Raw genomic sequence first — 15,948 nt, forward strand, 5'->3', positions numbered from 1 at the left:
GATGTCTGGCCGCGTGCCGCGGCCGTCAATTCAGGAGGATACATGGTTTCATTCAGCAAGTTCTTACTGGTCCCCGCAGCCATTTTGACAGTCGCCTGCGGACGCGAAGACAGCAAAAGCAACATCGATGAGGCCCTGAATGCGGACCTGACCCTCGCGGCGCAAGCGCGGCCCTATATGGCGATGGATAGCGTTTCTGCTGCAGAGCGGGCCTACGCTTCGCAGGGAATTGCCCCGCTGGGCTATGCTGCGGCGCCGGTTGCTTACGCAGCGCCGGTTCGGGAGAGAATCGTTTATCGTGACCGTCCGGTAGCGAGGCGGAGCAGCAGCCGGTCGTCGGGCTCGTCCCGCGCCTCGGGATCGCGCTCGTCCGGGACATATTCTGCCCCTGCCCCGCGGCGGACTACCATTGTAAAGCACACCAAGCGTGACGCTGCGATTGGCGCAGCTGCTGGAGCCGTGATCGGCGCAACGACCAGCCGTGACAAGGTCAAGGGTGCCGTTATTGGTGGTGTTGCCGGAGCAGTCCTGGGTGGCGTCATCGGCAACAACGTGGACGTCCAGCGCCGTTAAGCCAACCGGTTTCCCTGTGCGCTCCGAGCCTTTTAGCGGAGCACGGGGTGAGAATCCGGAAGTGCAGGACACACCAACGCCTCGTACCTGATGTACGGGGCGTTTTTGTGTCAAATTGGCAGTGCCCCGAGCCGCCCCCCCAAATCGCAACAATGAGAGTTGCGGATCTGACTTGTCTCAGTGTCCGGCAGATCTGTCCACTTTTTGTGACAAAGCGGTGCCAGGTTTCCCCTTGTGTACCCGTGAACCAAGCCCTACGATGGGACTGTGACGAGGGAACTTTCAAATATTTTTGCCCTTTGTGTCGGCCGCCATCCGATGTTGAGCGACCACTACGCGCGGTATTTCCAGGCTATTGGATTTTCGACTCGAGCGGCAACGGGGCTTGCCGACGCAGTAACGGCGGCAAGCAACAGAGCCCCGGACATCGTGATCTGCGATTATGAGCTGCTGGCAACGCTGTCTCTCAACTGCTGGGAGAATGACGCGCTCCTTTCGCGGACGGCTGTCATTGCCGTAAGCCTATCGAGGCGCCCGGACGAAGCGCACCTGCTGGATGTAAACGGCATTGCGGGGTTTCTGTATCTGCCAACGCTTCAGCGGGAAATGGCGCAGCGGATTCTGACCGCTGCGTCGCCTTCTTCGTGCTCCAGCGGAAATGCATCGGCAGCAGCCGCGTTGCCTCTGGGTCACTCGAACAGGTCGCGCAGCCAGATACTTGAATGACGCCTGGCGTCGAAGCGGGCCGGGTGGTGGCACTCTGGCGCTACCCGGTCAAGTCGATGCTCGGCGAGCCGCTGCAGGCGGTGGATGTTTCCTGGAACGGCCTGGCCGGCGACCGCCGATGGGCGTTCGTCCAGAACGACAAGGGCCGAAGTGGCTTCCCGTGGCTGACAATCCGGGAGCGGCCGGATATGTGGCGCTTCCGGCCATGGTTCTCGGACCCCGACCGCCCGGACACATCCCCCACGATGGTACGGACGCCCCACGGTCGCGATCTCGAAACAGTCGACCCCGAGCTGGCCGCCGCACTCGGCGGCGGCGTGCGCGCGATCAAGCATGACCTCGGAGTATTCGACACCATGCCCCTCGCGCTCATGACTATTCAGACAGTCGCTGCACTCAGTCGCCTCGTCGGGCGCGAACTCGACATCCAGCGCTTCCGGCCCAACCTCATCATCGATGCATCGCGGGGAGCGCCTTACTCTGAGGACTCCTGGGTTGGACGAGTGCTGCATGTTGGAGGGATGACAATGCGCGTCGACAAGCGGGACAAGCGGTGTGTGATGGTCAACGTCGATCCGCTGACGATAGAGAGAGACCCGGCGATCCTCCGAGCTATTGCCCAGAAGCGCGAGGCATGCCTTGGCGTGTATGGATCGACAGTTCAACCCGGCCGGGTTGCGCTGGGCGATCCGGTCATCCTCAACGAGTGAACAGCCGCGGGTACTGATGTCGGCTGCGCTCTTCGTTCGCCCGCCGCCAGCGTTAAATTAGAAAAATGTCGAGCGATCCGATTACGAGCGTTTTCAATGACGGGTACATCGCCGAGATGTACGAGTCATACCTTGGCGATCGTGCAGCGGTCGACGAATCATGGCGTCAGTTTTTCCGGTTTGCCGAATCGCTTACCGCCGGTAAGCCACAGCAAGCCGGCACAGCGCTGTTGAAAAAAGCCGCCGCTGCTGCAGCCCTCGTTGATTCCATTCGTGCGTTCGGACATCTTGCCGCCGAGATTGACCCGCTTGGTAACCGGCCGCCGGGCACGCCGGAGCTGACGCTTGAGTTCCACGGCCTGACCGAGGGGGATCTCGCGGCAATTCCAGGCGAGGTGTTGCGATCTTCCGAACCAACCGCAGCGGACGTCGTTTCGCGGCTCCGATCGCTCTACTCGAGTAATATCGGATTTGAGTTCGATCACCTTGGCCAGGCCAGCGAGCGCGAGTGGATCAAGGATCAGATCGAAGAAGGACGATTGAACGAGCCCTTGAGCGCCGATGAAAACAAGGCAGTGCTTCGGCGGCTGACTGAAGTCGACGGCCTCGAGCGATTCCTCGGCCGCGCATACCAGGGCTACAAGCGCTTCTCTATCGAAGGCACGGACATGCTCGTGCCAATGCTCGATGCCGCAATCGAAAGTTCCGCGGGGGAAGGCGCGACAGAGCTGACGATCGCCATGGCGCATCGCGGACGGATCAATGTTCTCGCTCATGTGCTGGGCAAACCGTACAAGACAATTTTTGGCGAATTCGAAGGGAAACACGCTTCGAGTACTGCCGAGAGTGAAACGGGTGACGTGAAATATCACCTCGGTGCGACGGGGAAGCGGAAGGTTGGCGGGCGCGAAGTCGTGGTGTCGCTCATTCCGAACCCGAGCCATCTGGAGTTCGCCAACCCTGTGTTGCAGGGAGTTGCACGGGCACGACAGGCAATTATCGCCGGCGGCGGTGAACGCGACGAGTCAGCCGTGGTACCGGTCTGCATACATGGCGATGCTGCGTTTCCCGGGGAGGGAGTGGTCGCCGAGACGTTCAATATGTCGAGGCTGAACGGGTATCGCGTGGGTGGGACTCTTCATATTATCGCCAACAATCAGGTCGGTTTTACTACTGATCCTGTCGACGCGCGATCGACGCACTACGCCAGCGATCTTGCGAAAGGATTTGAAGTTCCAATTGTTCATGTGAATGCCGAAGATGCGGGTGCCTGCATCCGTGTGATGCGGCTAGGCGTCGCTTATCGCGCCAGGTTCGGCAAGGATTTTCTGGTGGATCTGGTTGGCTACCGCCGGCATGGCCATAATGAAACCGACGAGCCGGCGTTCACGCAGCCCGCCATGTACACGCAGATTCGCACGCATCCGACGCCTCGTGCGGTTTGGGGGGCACGGCTCGTTACGGAGGGCATCGTGACGGATGTCGACGTGCAGGCGCTGGATAGCGAGATCGCTGAAAAGTTCGAGAGAATCCAGACCGGTGCGACGCCGAGCGACGGAGAGAAACCCGTTGACGGTGAGCGAATCGTCGGGGAACCACCGTCTGATGCGGCACCCGAGGCAGGGCACGCGCCGCGGTCGGAGCAGCTCGTCGCGCTGAACGAACAGTTACTCAGCTGGCCCAGGGACTTCAAACCCAACAGCCGGCTGGCGAAAACACTGCTGCGGCGCCGCGAGGCAATGGGCGGAGCGGCCAGCATCGACTGGGGTCATGCAGAAACGCTCGCGTTTGCCTCACTGCTCGTCGATGGGGTGACCGTGCGGCTCACCGGGCAGGACGTGGAGCGCGGTACGTTTTCGCACCGTCAATCAGTTCTGCACGACGCCGACACTGGCGAGACTCACATTCCGTTGCAACATCTACCGGAAGCGAAAGCCCGATTCGAGATCCACAACAGTCCGTTGTCCGAGACGGCGGTGCTCGGATTCGAGTACGGATTCAGCACCGCAATGCGGCAGTCGCTGGTGCTGTGGGAAGCGCAATTCGGGGACTTTGTGAACGTCGCGCAGCCGATAATCGATCAGTTCATCATTTCGGATCGTGCGAAATGGGGGCAGAATTCGGGTATCGTCCTGCTTCTGCCGCACGGATATGAGGGGCAGGGACCCGAGCATTCCAGTGCGCGGCTCGAGCGTTTTCTGCAGTCGTGCGCAGAGGGGAACATGACGGTGGCTTACCTGTCCACCCCGGCACAGTACTATCACGCCCTGCGGCGTCAGGCGGTGGCGGGGCGGAGGCGGCCGCTGGTGCTGATGCAGCCGAAAAGTCTGTTGAGGCTACCGGAGGCGGCATCGAAGCTCACCGATCTTGCCGATGTCGGGTTCCTGCCGGTGATTGACGATCCCGTTGCCTCGCTCGACCGGGAAGCGGTGACGAGGCTCGTCTTCTGCACGGGCAAGATTTATTACGATCTCGCGGCCCGGCGAGCGCCTCACGTCGCGCTTGTCCGTGTGGAGGAGCTTTATCCGTGGCCGCACGAGGATGTCGCCAGGATTGTTGATCTTTACCCTTCGGCCGAAGAAGTGGTGTGGGCTCAGGAAGAGCCAAAGAACATGGGTGGGTGGACTTACGTGTCGCCGCGGCTCAGAGTGTCGACTGGTAATGCGATGATCGTCCGGTACTCGGGCCGTCCTGATCGGGCCAGTCCGGCTGAAGGTTATGCGTCTGCGCACAAGATCGAGCAGGAGCGGGTCGTTGCCGAGGTCGTGGCGCCGGTGCAGGCTCTGGCCGGTTCACGTCGGCGCGGTATGGAGTCGAGCAGAACCTGACTCGCAGTTTCCGAATCACGCCGCTGGGTGATTCACGGTGCTGGATGTCGGACAGCGGGGCAGGTTTCTCAAACACGAAGAGAACATGACGCGAGCAGTCCTTGCTCTTTTTGCATTGATGGTGATGGCTGCGCCGCGATCCCTGTTCTCCCGGGAACGCGGCGCGGTTGCGTGGGGAACAGTGGGGTCGGAATGGGAAACCGACGCGCGTCGCGTGCTGGTAATCGGTGCACATCCTGATGATGAGGATACGCAGCTGATCGCCTGGCTACAGCGCGGCGGCCGCGCCGAAACGGCTTATCTGTCACTCACTCGTGGCGATGGCGGCCAGAATCTGATTGGAAATGAGCTGGGCGAGGCGCTGGGAATAATCCGCACCGAGGAGCTGCTCGCGGCGAGGCGTGTCGACGGCGCGCACCAGTTCTTTACGAGAGCATACGATTTTGGTTTTTCCAAGAATGCAGCTGAAACCTTTGCGCACTGGCCCAGAGATTCTCTGCTCAACGATGTCGTCAAAGTCGTTCGCGCGTTCAGGCCGCATGTCATCGTATCGATTTTCTCTGGTACACCGCGTGACGGACATGGCCAGCACCAGGTATCCGGCATCATCACCAGGGAAGTGTACCAGGTGGCGTCGGATACTATAAAGTTCCCGGCGAACAGGTTTGGACCGGCGTGGTCTCCCCTAAAGCTGTATCAGGCGGCGCGCTTCGCGCCCGACGCGGCCACGCTTCGCTTCAATGTCGGCGAATACAACTCAGCGTTGGGCAGATCGTATGCAGAGATTGCCGGTGAGAGCCGGTCTCAGCACAAGTCTCAGGGTTTCGGAAGTCTGCAGCGGAAAGGGGTCGTGTGGGACTATTTGCGCCGCGAGCAGAGCCGGGTAAACGAGAGTTCTGACGCCAAAACAGAACAAGGCATTTTCGACGGACTCGAGGGCATTCCAGCAGCAGGTTCCGCGGGTGACGCCGCTGGCGCGATCACAGCAGCGGGGGTTGCGGTGGAGGCAATTGCCGACCGGCGGCACCTGGCATTGGGCGACAGCGCCAACGTTACTGTGACCGTGTTCAACCGGTCTCGATCACCGGTCTCCATTCCGCGTTCTGCAGGCGACAGCAATGGTGGGTCCGGTACGATGATTGTGGTTGCATCGGACAGCAGCTATCGGTGGATGACATACGTGCGGGGCGTGCCAATCACCCAGCCGTGGTGGCTCGCCGTTCCAAGACGGGGAGATCTCTTCGCGCCCCCTATCGGCGTGATATCGGAAGACGAGCGCGAGAAAAGTGAGTGGCTGCGGGTGCCGGTCTCAATTGCCGGTGCAGCTCCGGTCGAGGTGCGTGTCCCCATCGTGTTCCGCTTCGCCGACGCAATTCGGGGGGAAGTGCAACGTCCACTCGCGGTAACTCCCTCCATCAGTGTGGCCCTTGATCGGCCGGTCGAGATATCGAGAGCCAGTGCGCCTCTCGACAAGTTTTTCAACGTAACGCTCCGGTCGGCATTGATGCGAAGGCAGCCGGTTACGGTGTCGCTGGTGCTGCCGGCCGGACTGACGGCCGATTCAGCGTCGAGAGTAGTGCCCCTGGATTCTGGAGGCACGAGAACGATCAGCTTTCGAGTGCGGGGCCGCCTTGCCGCCGGCGTTCACGTGATCAGCGCTACTGCATCGATGAATGGGACCACATACAATTCCGGATTCGTGCCGATCGATTACGAGCACATCACTCCGCAGCGGCAGTACCGGCGTGCAGAAGTGCGAATGGCGACTATCGACGTCGCTGTTCCCGCAAATTTGCGTGTTGCCTATGTCCCTGGTGTCGGTGACAACGTGGCGCCGGCACTCGCGCAGCTTGGCATCCCGGTGACGGTGGTCGAGGCAGCCTCGATACCCACCGTCGATCTGTCTCGCTTCACGGCGGTCGTCGTCGGGCCCCGCGCCTACGAATCAAACCGGGAGCTGATAAGCAATAATCCATATCTTCTCGACTTCGCCATGCGCGGAGGCACATTGGTCGTTCAATTCGGTCAATACGAAATGATGCGGGAAGGGGTCATGCCGTATCCGATCACCATCACCCGGCCTCACGATCGCGTTACCGAGGAAAACGTTCCTGTCACCATCCTCGATGCGGGCTCGCCTGCGCTGGGCTATCCTAACCGCATTACCAGTTCCGATTTCGACGGCTGGGTTCAGGAGCGGGGACTGTACATGCCCCGTACATTCGACGCGCGGTATCGTCCGCTGCTCGCGATGAATGATCCGGGGGAAGCCGCTAACCGCGGAGCCGTGCTCATCACTCCGTACGGGAGGGGGATGTACATCTATACAACGCTGGCATTTTTCAGACAGTTGCCGGTTGGAGTCACCGGCGCAACACGCCTGTTCGTGAATCTTCTTTCCATGAAGGGAGAAAGGGCGCGATGAATACCGACATGCTGAATCTGCCACGAAGACGCGAAGGCATGAAGTCATGGCGGCGGAACGAAGAAGGCAGGCGCATGCCGCTCAGTGGATGCCTGCGTCGTTCGTCAGAAAAGTTGCGACTGGCGATAACGATTGCGACGGGACTCGTCACAATCTCCTGCAGCAGTGACGAGCGAACGGTTCTTACTGTGTATTCTCCGCACGGTAAGGATCTGCTTGGATATTTCGAGCAGGGATTCGAAAAAGCGAATCCCACTATCGACGTGCAGTGGGTCGACATGGGATCCCAGGAAGTCCTCGACCGCGTGAGGGCCGAAGCGGCAAATCCGCAGGCAGATATCTGGTTCGGTGCGCCGGCTGAGGCATTTGACCGCGCGACGAAAGAGAACCTGCTCCAGCCGTATATCCCCACATGGTCGAACTCGGTGAGCGTCGAAGGACGTGACGGTGGCGATCACTGGTACGGTACGTATCTGACGCCGGAAGTCATCGGATACAACACAGCCGCAGTATCGCGTGCTGACGCGCCAAAGGACTGGGATGATGTGCTCGATCCGAAATGGAAGGGAAAGATTCTCATCCGCGACCCGATCGCCTCGGGCACGATGCGGGCGATTTTCGGAGCCATCATCGCCCGCTCAGTAGCACGGACGGGCTCGCCGGAGCAGGGGTATGCGTGGCTGCGCAAACTCGACGCGAATACACGTGAATACGTACTCAATCCCACCATTCTGTACCAGAAGCTCGGCAGGCAGGAAGGCGTCATTACACTTTGGGACATGCCGGATATCGCGACGTTGCAGCAACGTCTCAAGATTCCGGTGGATTATGTCATTCCGTCGAGCGGAACACCGCTGCTGGTAGACGGCATCGCGGTGGTTCGCGGAACGGAACGCATGAAAGAGGCGCAGCTGTACTACGAGTTCGTCACAACTCCCGAGGCACTCATCGCCTCGGCGGACAAGTTTCTGCGAATACCTGCCCGCACCGACATTCCCGCCGCCTCGCTGCCGAAGTGGATTCAGGATGCGAAGGCGAAGATCAAGCCGATGCCTGTAGACCGGAAAGTGATGGCCGAAAATCTGAACGACTGGATGAAGTACTGGGACGCGAATATCAGGAACAGCGGACGCAATAAGTGAGTGACGGCGGCGGCGCGCTGGCGCTGCGCGGAATCACCCGCCGCTTTGGGGAGCATGCAGCCGTCGACAATGTTTCGCTCGATATTCCCGCAGGAGAGCTGCTGGCACTAATAGGCGCGTCCGGCTCCGGAAAAACAACGACGCTGAGAATTACCGCGGGATACGAAACACCGGACGCGGGTCAGGTATTGCTGGACGGCAGGGATATCACGTCACTGCCGCCGCAGAAACGCGGATTCGGAATGGTGTTTCAGCATTACGCGCTGTTTCCACACATGCCTGTCGAGGAGAATGTGGCGTTTGGGCTCGAGGCTCGGGGCGTGGACCGCACGACCCGTCTCGCCCGTGCCCGCGAGGTGCTGGAATCAGTTGGGTTGGGCGGGGCCGGTAAACGAGGCATTCAGTCGCTGTCCGGAGGAGAACAGCAGCGGGTTGCACTTGCCCGGGCACTGGTGATCGAGCCCAGTGTTCTGCTCCTCGACGAGCCTTTGTCCAACCTGGATCCGACACTGAGGCAGAGCACGCGCGACGAGCTGCGATCGATGCTGCACCGGGTCGGAGTGCCGGCGTTATTCGTGACGCACGATCAGGAGGATGCGTTCGCGATCGCCGACAGGATCGCTCTGCTCCGGAAGGGAAGGCTCCTTCAGATTGGCAGATCCGATGATCTCTACGACCGGCCGGAATCGCTCGAAGTAGCGCGGTTCATAGGACGGGCGACAATTCTGCCGGGCGAAGAGCTGGGAGAGCGGGTGGCGGTCACGGTGGGTGGACGCCGAATGGAATTCGCGGCAACGCGTTCGCAGGCGAGCAATGGCCAGAGGGGCCGGCCGCTCGTCGTTTTCCGTCCAGATGCTCTCGACCTCGATTCTTCGGAGAACCACGACACATGGCGCGGCCAGGTGGTCGACCGCCGTTTCACAGGGGGAAGTGCAATCTATAAAGTGAAGCTTGCAGACGACGTCACTGTTGAGGTCGCTTCGCCGAAGATGGGGTTGCGCGAAGGGGACACGACGGGAGTAAGGGTGATTCGCGAGCCGTTGCCAGTGGTATATGGTGACTGAGGCGATGAAACTCCCGTCGGGTTTGCGCGTGACTGATCGCTGCGATAAGGCCGTTGTTTTCGCGTGAGTAGTCGCGCGTCCCGGAGCAACTGGTTGCTTGCGTTTCCGGTTCTGGTGTTGCTGATGTGGACCGTGGCGTTTCCCAATATCGCCGTCATTGCCGGCAGCTTTGAAAACGGCCTCGGCCACTGGCGTGAATTCCTGGCCAGCCCCTCAGACCGCGAAGCGCTTACAACAAGCATCGTGATCTCGCTGGCGTCCGTCGTGGCGTCGCTGATGATCGGAGTTCCCCTCGCGTTTCTGCTGAGTCGCTTTGAGTTTCCGGGAAGAAAGGTTCTCCGCGGGGTGGCAACCCTTCCGGCAGCTCTGCCTCCACTGGTCGGAGTGATTGCATTTCTATTCCTCTACGGCGAAAGCGGCATTGTAACGCGCACCGTGCAGACAATCTTTGGAATGGACGAGGCGCCCTGGAGACTCACTGGCGTGTGGGCGATCATCTTCGTGCACGCGTACACCATGTATGTCTACGTGTTTCTGTTCGTGTCGGCCGGGCTCGAACGATTCGACACCACTCTCGACGAAGCGGCCTCAGGGCTCGGGGCGAGCTCATGGACCAGGTTGCGGCGCGTGACACTTCCTCTTCTGACGCCCGCATTGGCGGGGTCGATGCTGCTCGTGTTCATGACCTCCCTCGGATCATTCTCGGCGCCGTATGTCTTTGGCGGCGGGATCAGAGTGCTGTCCACCCAGATCGTCGCATCGAAGCTCAACGGTTCGCTGGGGCTCGCATATGTGGAGACGACTGTTCTCGCGATCAGCGCGGTGGCGGGCCTGGCGTTATTCCGGTGGCTCGAACGAAAGCGAAAATACACATCATCCGGAAAGGGAAGCGCAACCAGAAAGGCTGTCGGCTCGCGGCGGGCCGCGGTGATCGCGGCCGTAATGGCCGCCGTCGTGGTAGTAGTGCTTATCCTTCCGCATCTGATGGTAGTACTGGTGTCATTCGCTGTCGATGGCGCATGGACCACTCAGGTTCTGCCTCCACAATACACACTCGATAACTACCGGCAGTTGTTTACTGATCCCCAGTTGTGGCGACCGATAGTCAACAGTGTTTCGATGGCGACGGTGGCCACGGCAGCGAACGTTGTGGTCTGTTCTGTAGCGGCTTATCTCATCGTTCTGCGCAAGTTCAACGGGAGGCGGCTGCTCGAAGTTCTGGTGGCACTGCCGTGGGCGATACCGGCTACGGCCATTGCGCTTGGACTGGCGGCGACCTTCAACAGGAACGATCCCGGAGCAGGACGAGTCCTGCTGGTGGGTACGTTCTGGATCCTGCCGCTGGCGTACTTCATCAGAGGGATTCCACTCGTGTCGACGGCGGTCGAGGGTTCATTGAGACAGCTCGATCCGTCGCTCGAGGACGCCGCACGTGGCCTTGGGGCTTCATGGTGGCTGACGATGAAACGCGTGGTGCTTCCGGCCGCTCGCCCCGGCCTGGTGGCTGGAGCCCTGCTTGCTGCTGTTACAGCCGTCGGTGAGTTCGTCGCCGGAGTCGTTCTGTACACGCACGCGAACAGACCGATATCGATAGAGATTCTCGCGCAGCTCCGTGCACTCGCGTTTGGCACCGCAGCGTCGTACAGTGTGCTGCTGATCGTACTGGTGCTGATCATGACGTTCGCCGCACGCGGTCTCGAGGAGCGAATGGCGTAGCATGGCGCAACCCGGACCGGAACATCCGGAGGCAGTGGACAAAGTTGCGGTACAGTCCGGCACCGCCGCCGAATCTGCGCCTCCAACGTCGCGAACCGGTGGCCGTTACGACCGATCGATCGTCGAGGGACCACTAACCGCCGCGGTATGGAAAGTGGCATGGCCTACCATGCTGACCAATATCATTGGCGGTCTTCAGGGAATCATCGATCACGTGCTCGTAGGGCACCTCGTTGGTTTCAACGGCAATGCCGCAATCGGCGTCGCGTTTCAGATATTCATCGTTGTCATCGTTTTCATCATGTCCGTATTCACCGGCATGAGCGTGCTCGTCGCGCGGTTTGCGGGAGCAGGTGAGGAAGACAAGGTCGACCGAACCGTTTATCAGGCATTCCTCACCGCGATCGGTATTTCACTGGTGATCATGGCGCCTGTTGGGTACTTCGGCTCACCCGCGCTGCTCGACCTCGTCAACGCTGCTCCCGCGGTGAAAGCTGAAGCGCTGCCGTTTCTCCGCATCATGTTCATGTTCAGCAGTGGCATGCTCGTTTTCTACATGCTCAGTGGAGCGCTGCGCTCCGCGGGCGACGCGCGCACACCGATGGTGCTCGGCATCGCGATGACGGTGCTGAATATTTTATTGAACGTCGTGTTTATCAGTGGACTGGGGCCCATCCCTGCTTTTGGTACTGCCGGCGCCGCGATGGGGACGTCAATCGCCGCTGGCCTTGTCGCGCTTTATTCGGTGTTCAAGCTCTGGCATGGGGGATGGGTGGTGCGCTTCCCACGCGGAGGCAGCCTCGCTCCTGACTGGGCGATCATCAAGTCGCTTTTCCGATACGGCCTTCCCACTGGTGTGCAGGGGATTGCGATGAATGTCGGAGGTGTGTTGATGATGGCGTTCATCGGTTCTCTGGCTCAAAGTGCGGCGGCGCAGGCGGCGTTTGCGGTGTCGTATTCGCAGCTGTTTTCCTTCATCACCTGGACGTCGATCGGGCTGATGGGAGCCGCAGCGACTGTAGCGGGGCAAAACCTGGGCGCGGGCAAGCCAGACCGGGCCGATCAGGCGGTGCACGTGGCCGCCCGTATCGCCATCGGTGGAGCCGCATTTGTCGGGATATTTTTCTTCTTCTTTCCGGAACAGCTACTCGCTGTTTTCAGCATGAATGAGCCGGCTGTAGTGGCTATCGGCACGCAGCTTCTTCGCGTTCTCAGCATTTCCGGATTCTTCATTGCCGTCGCGCTCACCTACACCGGTGGTCTGCAGGGAACCGGGGATACGAAGAGCCCGCTATATATCTCGATCATCTCCCAGGTCGTCTTTCCGCTCGGTATCTGCTTCGTGATTCAGAGAACGGGTACGCTGGATCCAATCGACATATGGGTTGCCATCCTCGTCGGCCACGCAATCCGTTGCGCGTTGAGCGTGCTGCGATTCAATCAGGGAAGATGGCGCGGCATTGTCGTTGATATTGGTGCGCGGGCGGAACCCGGAGCGTGAAGCAGCATTACTTGATCACTATCCCAGTCACATAGAGCGTCAGCATTCCCGCGAGCACACCGGCAAACGTTACCAGCGGCGCGGATCGCTCGCCCGTCTCCTTCCACAGCATGTTCCGGCCGATCGACCACGCGACCTGAAAGACCGCGCCCGCGCCGATCGACAGGAACAACACCGCGAGCGCCTGCGAAGAAACCAGCCCGCCTATCCACGCGCCAATTATCGCGGGCGCGCCGCCGATCAATCCAAGCAGTGCAAGTGATCGCAGTGATGGGCGGTCCTTCGCGATCGGGACGACGATCCCCAACCCTTCGGTGATGTTCTGAATGATGAATCCCACCACCAGAAACGTTCCGAGCGCCGCGGCACCGACGCTGTATGCAGCGCCGATGGCGAGCCCCTCGCCAAGGTTGTGAAGACCGATTCCAACGGCGACCACCACCGCCAGCGACATGCGCTGTCCCGATTCGCTCCGCGTAACGCTCTGCTGATGGCGTCCGATTGCGTCGAGCAGCAGCCACGTTCCGACGATGCCGATGCCGACAATTCCGGTTCCCTGAAACGCGCCGCCGAGCAGCCCGCCAATCTCAAGCGCTTCAACTGTTGCGTCGAGCCCGAGATAGATGAGCAGTCCCACCGTCGCCGCCATGAGAAATGTCATCGTCCGCGGTCCAAGCTCGCGAAGCAACGGCAGCCAGAACATGCCGAGCAGGATCGGGATCACTCCTACGTAGAGCCCAATGAGCGTGAAGCTCCAGAGCGTCGAGCCAGTCGTTGTGGCAGTGATGGCCGCGACTTCGATGGCAGTGGTGAATGCCACCGAATTGCTGGACAGTACCGCGATGTCGTAGGCCTCGCCATGAACCCAGGCATAGTTGAGCGTCAAGGTTGCACCGCCCAGTCGCGCGACATCGCGGCTCGGAGTAATTGCAAATGGCCAGATGGCGTCGTTGATGTTGACCTGAGCGACCCTTATCGCCTGGGGGCTGGTGTTGCGGAGATGGATCCGGATTATTCCGGGGGTGAGCTCCGTCCGTCCGAACTGCACACTCTCGATCGGCGCGGCGGGTGTGACGTTGAGACCGGCTCCACTCGTGTAGACGAATAGGGCGATGACTACGCCGAGCAGGAGCAGTGGCGCGAAGAACAGCAACAGTTTCGCGGATCGGGTGCGTCCTATCCGGCCAGTTCGTGCCGGCGCGCCAGTGGTGGTTGTTGTGTCCGACCTGTCCGATGTGTCCGATTGGCCCGATGCGGCCGGTTGGCCCGATGCGTCCGGTGTGTGCACAGTCCGCGGACCCGCCGCAGTCGCCGGCGTCATGCCGAAACTTCGAACACGCCGGTCCATCCCAGCTCGGCGAATTCTGTCTTGTGGGCGTGGAACATGTAGCGCCCGGGATGCTTGTAGCTGAACTCCAGTATTCCCCGCTGGCCCTGCATCAGTGCGATGGTATCGGTGAACTCGGCGGGCGTGAGACTCGTGCCGGTCGGGAAGTAGTGAAAGAAGTTCGCGTGAAGATGAAACGAGTTGGCGATGTCGTACTCCAGTATGTTGACGAGGTAAACGCGCACCTTCTCGCCGACTCGGAGTGTGATGGGGTGTTTGCCGTGATCGTAATGAAAGGGAATTCCGTTGACGAGATAGAAATCGTTGGCCCCGTCGAAATCGACATCGTATCCGGCCATGACCATCACCATCTCACGATCGACCGCAGGCCTTCCTCCCTTTGGATCGATGATGAAAGTGCCGTAGAGCCCTTTCGCAATGTGTTTGGCGAGTGGCGCGGTGTGGCAATGGTAGAGGTGAAGCCCGAACGGTTCGGCGTCGAATTCATAGGTGTGACGACCGCCTGGCTGAACGACTCCGGACTGCATGTCGAACACGCCGTCGACGAGCCCCGGGTGGACACCGTGGAAATGGGTACTGTGCGGATGATCGCTGGCGTTGACCATGGTGATGCGCACGCGGTCGCCTTCGGTTACCCGGATAGTCGGACCCGGAATGCGGCCGTTGTAGGTCCACGCCGCGAACTCGACCCCGGGCACGATCTCGATGGTCTGGTTCTGCGCGACGAGATTGTATTCGCGGAGAGTCTGGCCGCTGGGAAGCGTGCTGACTTTTCCGCCGTCGAAGTCGGTGAGCATCGCGGTCGGATTAAACCCGTTTTTCGCGTGATCCACTTCTCCGACCACGGTCGGCATCACATGGGTGCCCGGCTCGGGCCCCGTTGTATGGGTCCCGGCGCCAAGTGACTCGACGCCCTGCGCAAACCCGCCCTGAGTTATGCCGAGGGCAGCGGCACCAATGAGGCCAGTGCCTCCGATGCCTGCCCTGACGAAACCACGTCGCGAAATCGCCTGAGAGTCCTCAGTCATCGCTACCGCCATCGCGAGTCCGGGTGAACGAATGCTCGAAGCTCACATAGAAAAACAGCGAGCGCTCGCCTCGGCTCGTACCGATCCCAAATGGAATCGCAATCCCGGGGACGATCTGAAGACCAGACGGAAGATTAATAGCGCCGCGAAGTCCCGGAGCCAGGACCAGCTCGTTAGTTCGGGCGTTGCCGCCGTCCTCAAGTAGTGCATCGGTGCTGGTGTAGGCGAGTTCGAGCATGAAATTCAACGCTGGCCTCGCAAGCCAGATCAGGCTTTGTCCGGCGTTGAAGCTCATCGTGGGGCCGCGGTCTCCGCTGGCATTCTCCGCTGACGGCGTGTACGTCGTCCCGGCATTGAAATGGGTTACCACTGTCGGCGAAATCATCGCGCTCACTGGGAGATTGAACTGCGCGCCCGCGCCGCCAGATCCGCGTCCGGTCCGCACTTCGCCGGTCGGGATCAACAGGGATAGCCGGGGAGCTACGGCGAGCATATGGTCGCGGCCGGTTGGCAACTGGTACCGGTAGTTGAGCCCGATGTCCCCCACTCCCGTGTTGAGCGGAGATCCATTTCGTTCGACAGGCAGCGTGTAGCTCAGTTGATGCCGCTGGCTGAACAGCGGCCACTCCTGGGTGAAGCTATATGCCCAGGATTTTCCGTCTCTGTCGAGGGAAAAGGTGTTGATATGCTGCACGACGCCGGCGGGCTGGTTGTAGGCCTCCTCGATGAGGAAGCTATTGTCCTGGATCGGCGTGGGAGATTCCGGAGGTGGACCGGGCTGTTGAGCACCAATCGAACTGGTGAACGCCACGCCGAGGGTGAGGATCCACTTTGTGGTCTGTGCGCTACCGAATGTCATTTGATGAGGAAATCCGCAAGAAGGATTC

General features: G+C 60.4%; 12 protein-coding genes. 9 read left to right on the top strand and 3 right to left on the bottom strand.

The features are described 5' to 3' along the window. Window positions 1–42 precede the first annotated feature (42 nt). From WKF55_04460 to WKF55_04500, 9 genes are all read left to right on the top strand, one after another. A complete protein-coding gene (locus tag WKF55_04460) occupies window positions 43–573 on the top strand; it encodes a YMGG-like glycine zipper-containing protein (GenBank protein MEJ7758825.1) in 531 nt (176 codons plus the stop codon). 267 nt (window positions 574–840) lie between these two features. Next, window positions 841–1,299: a hypothetical protein gene (locus tag WKF55_04465; protein MEJ7758826.1), complete on the top strand. Its 459-nt coding sequence runs from the start codon at window positions 841–843 to the stop codon at window positions 1,297–1,299. Beyond that, window positions 1,296–2,009 carry an MOSC N-terminal beta barrel domain-containing protein gene (locus tag WKF55_04470; protein ID MEJ7758827.1) on the top strand — a complete coding sequence of 238 codons (714 nt, stop codon included), beginning with the start codon at window positions 1,296–1,298 and terminating at the stop codon, window positions 2,007–2,009. Before WKF55_04465 ends, WKF55_04470 begins: the two co-directional genes overlap by 4 nt. A 65-nt stretch (window positions 2,010–2,074) precedes the next feature. Continuing rightward, on the top strand, window positions 2,075–4,837 hold the full coding sequence (locus tag WKF55_04475) for a 2-oxoglutarate dehydrogenase E1 component (GenBank protein ID MEJ7758828.1): 2,763 nt from the start codon (window positions 2,075–2,077) through the stop codon (window positions 4,835–4,837). 85 nt (window positions 4,838–4,922) lie between these two features. Further along, entirely contained in the window at window positions 4,923–7,262 is a 2,340-nt protein-coding gene (locus WKF55_04480; protein MEJ7758829.1) for a PIG-L family deacetylase, read from the top strand. Continuing rightward, entirely contained in the window at window positions 7,259–8,404 is a 1,146-nt protein-coding gene (locus WKF55_04485; protein MEJ7758830.1) for an extracellular solute-binding protein, read from the top strand. The genes WKF55_04480 and WKF55_04485 overlap by 4 nt, the downstream gene beginning before the upstream one ends. Then, window positions 8,401–9,468 carry an ABC transporter ATP-binding protein gene (locus WKF55_04490; protein MEJ7758831.1) on the top strand — a complete coding sequence of 356 codons (1,068 nt, stop codon included), beginning with the start codon at window positions 8,401–8,403 and terminating at the stop codon, window positions 9,466–9,468. The genes WKF55_04485 and WKF55_04490 overlap by 4 nt, the downstream gene beginning before the upstream one ends. 63 nt (window positions 9,469–9,531) lie before the next feature. Then, window positions 9,532–11,184 (top strand): iron ABC transporter permease, encoded by a 1,653-nt coding sequence (locus WKF55_04495; GenBank protein MEJ7758832.1) that lies wholly within the window; start codon window positions 9,532–9,534, stop codon window positions 11,182–11,184. Between the two features lies 1 nt (window position 11,185). Next, window positions 11,186–12,685 carry an MATE family efflux transporter gene (locus WKF55_04500; GenBank protein ID MEJ7758833.1) on the top strand — a complete coding sequence of 500 codons (1,500 nt, stop codon included), beginning with the start codon at window positions 11,186–11,188 and terminating at the stop codon, window positions 12,683–12,685. A gap of 7 nt (window positions 12,686–12,692) precedes the next feature. On the opposite strand, the gene WKF55_04505 is transcribed toward WKF55_04500, so the two are convergent. The 3 genes from WKF55_04505 to WKF55_04515 are packed head-to-tail and all read right to left on the bottom strand — an operon-like array spanning window position 12,693 to window position 15,920. Continuing rightward, the gene (locus tag WKF55_04505) at window positions 12,693–14,006 is read right to left on the bottom strand and encodes a hypothetical protein (GenBank protein MEJ7758834.1); all 1,314 of its coding nucleotides are present in this window, start codon (window positions 14,004–14,006) and stop codon (window positions 12,693–12,695) included. Continuing rightward, window positions 14,003–15,061: a multicopper oxidase domain-containing protein gene (locus WKF55_04510; GenBank protein ID MEJ7758835.1), complete on the bottom strand. Its 1,059-nt coding sequence runs from the start codon at window positions 15,059–15,061 to the stop codon at window positions 14,003–14,005. Before WKF55_04510 ends, WKF55_04505 begins: the two co-directional genes overlap by 4 nt. Next, entirely contained in the window at window positions 15,054–15,920 is an 867-nt protein-coding gene (locus WKF55_04515; GenBank protein ID MEJ7758836.1) for a hypothetical protein, read from the bottom strand. Before WKF55_04515 ends, WKF55_04510 begins: the two co-directional genes overlap by 8 nt. Window positions 15,921–15,948: the final 28 nt, after the last annotated feature.

The sequence above is a fragment of the Gemmatimonadaceae bacterium genome, from assembly GCA_037721215.1.
In the GTDB taxonomy this organism is placed as follows: domain Bacteria; phylum Gemmatimonadota; class Gemmatimonadetes; order Gemmatimonadales; family Gemmatimonadaceae; genus UBA4720.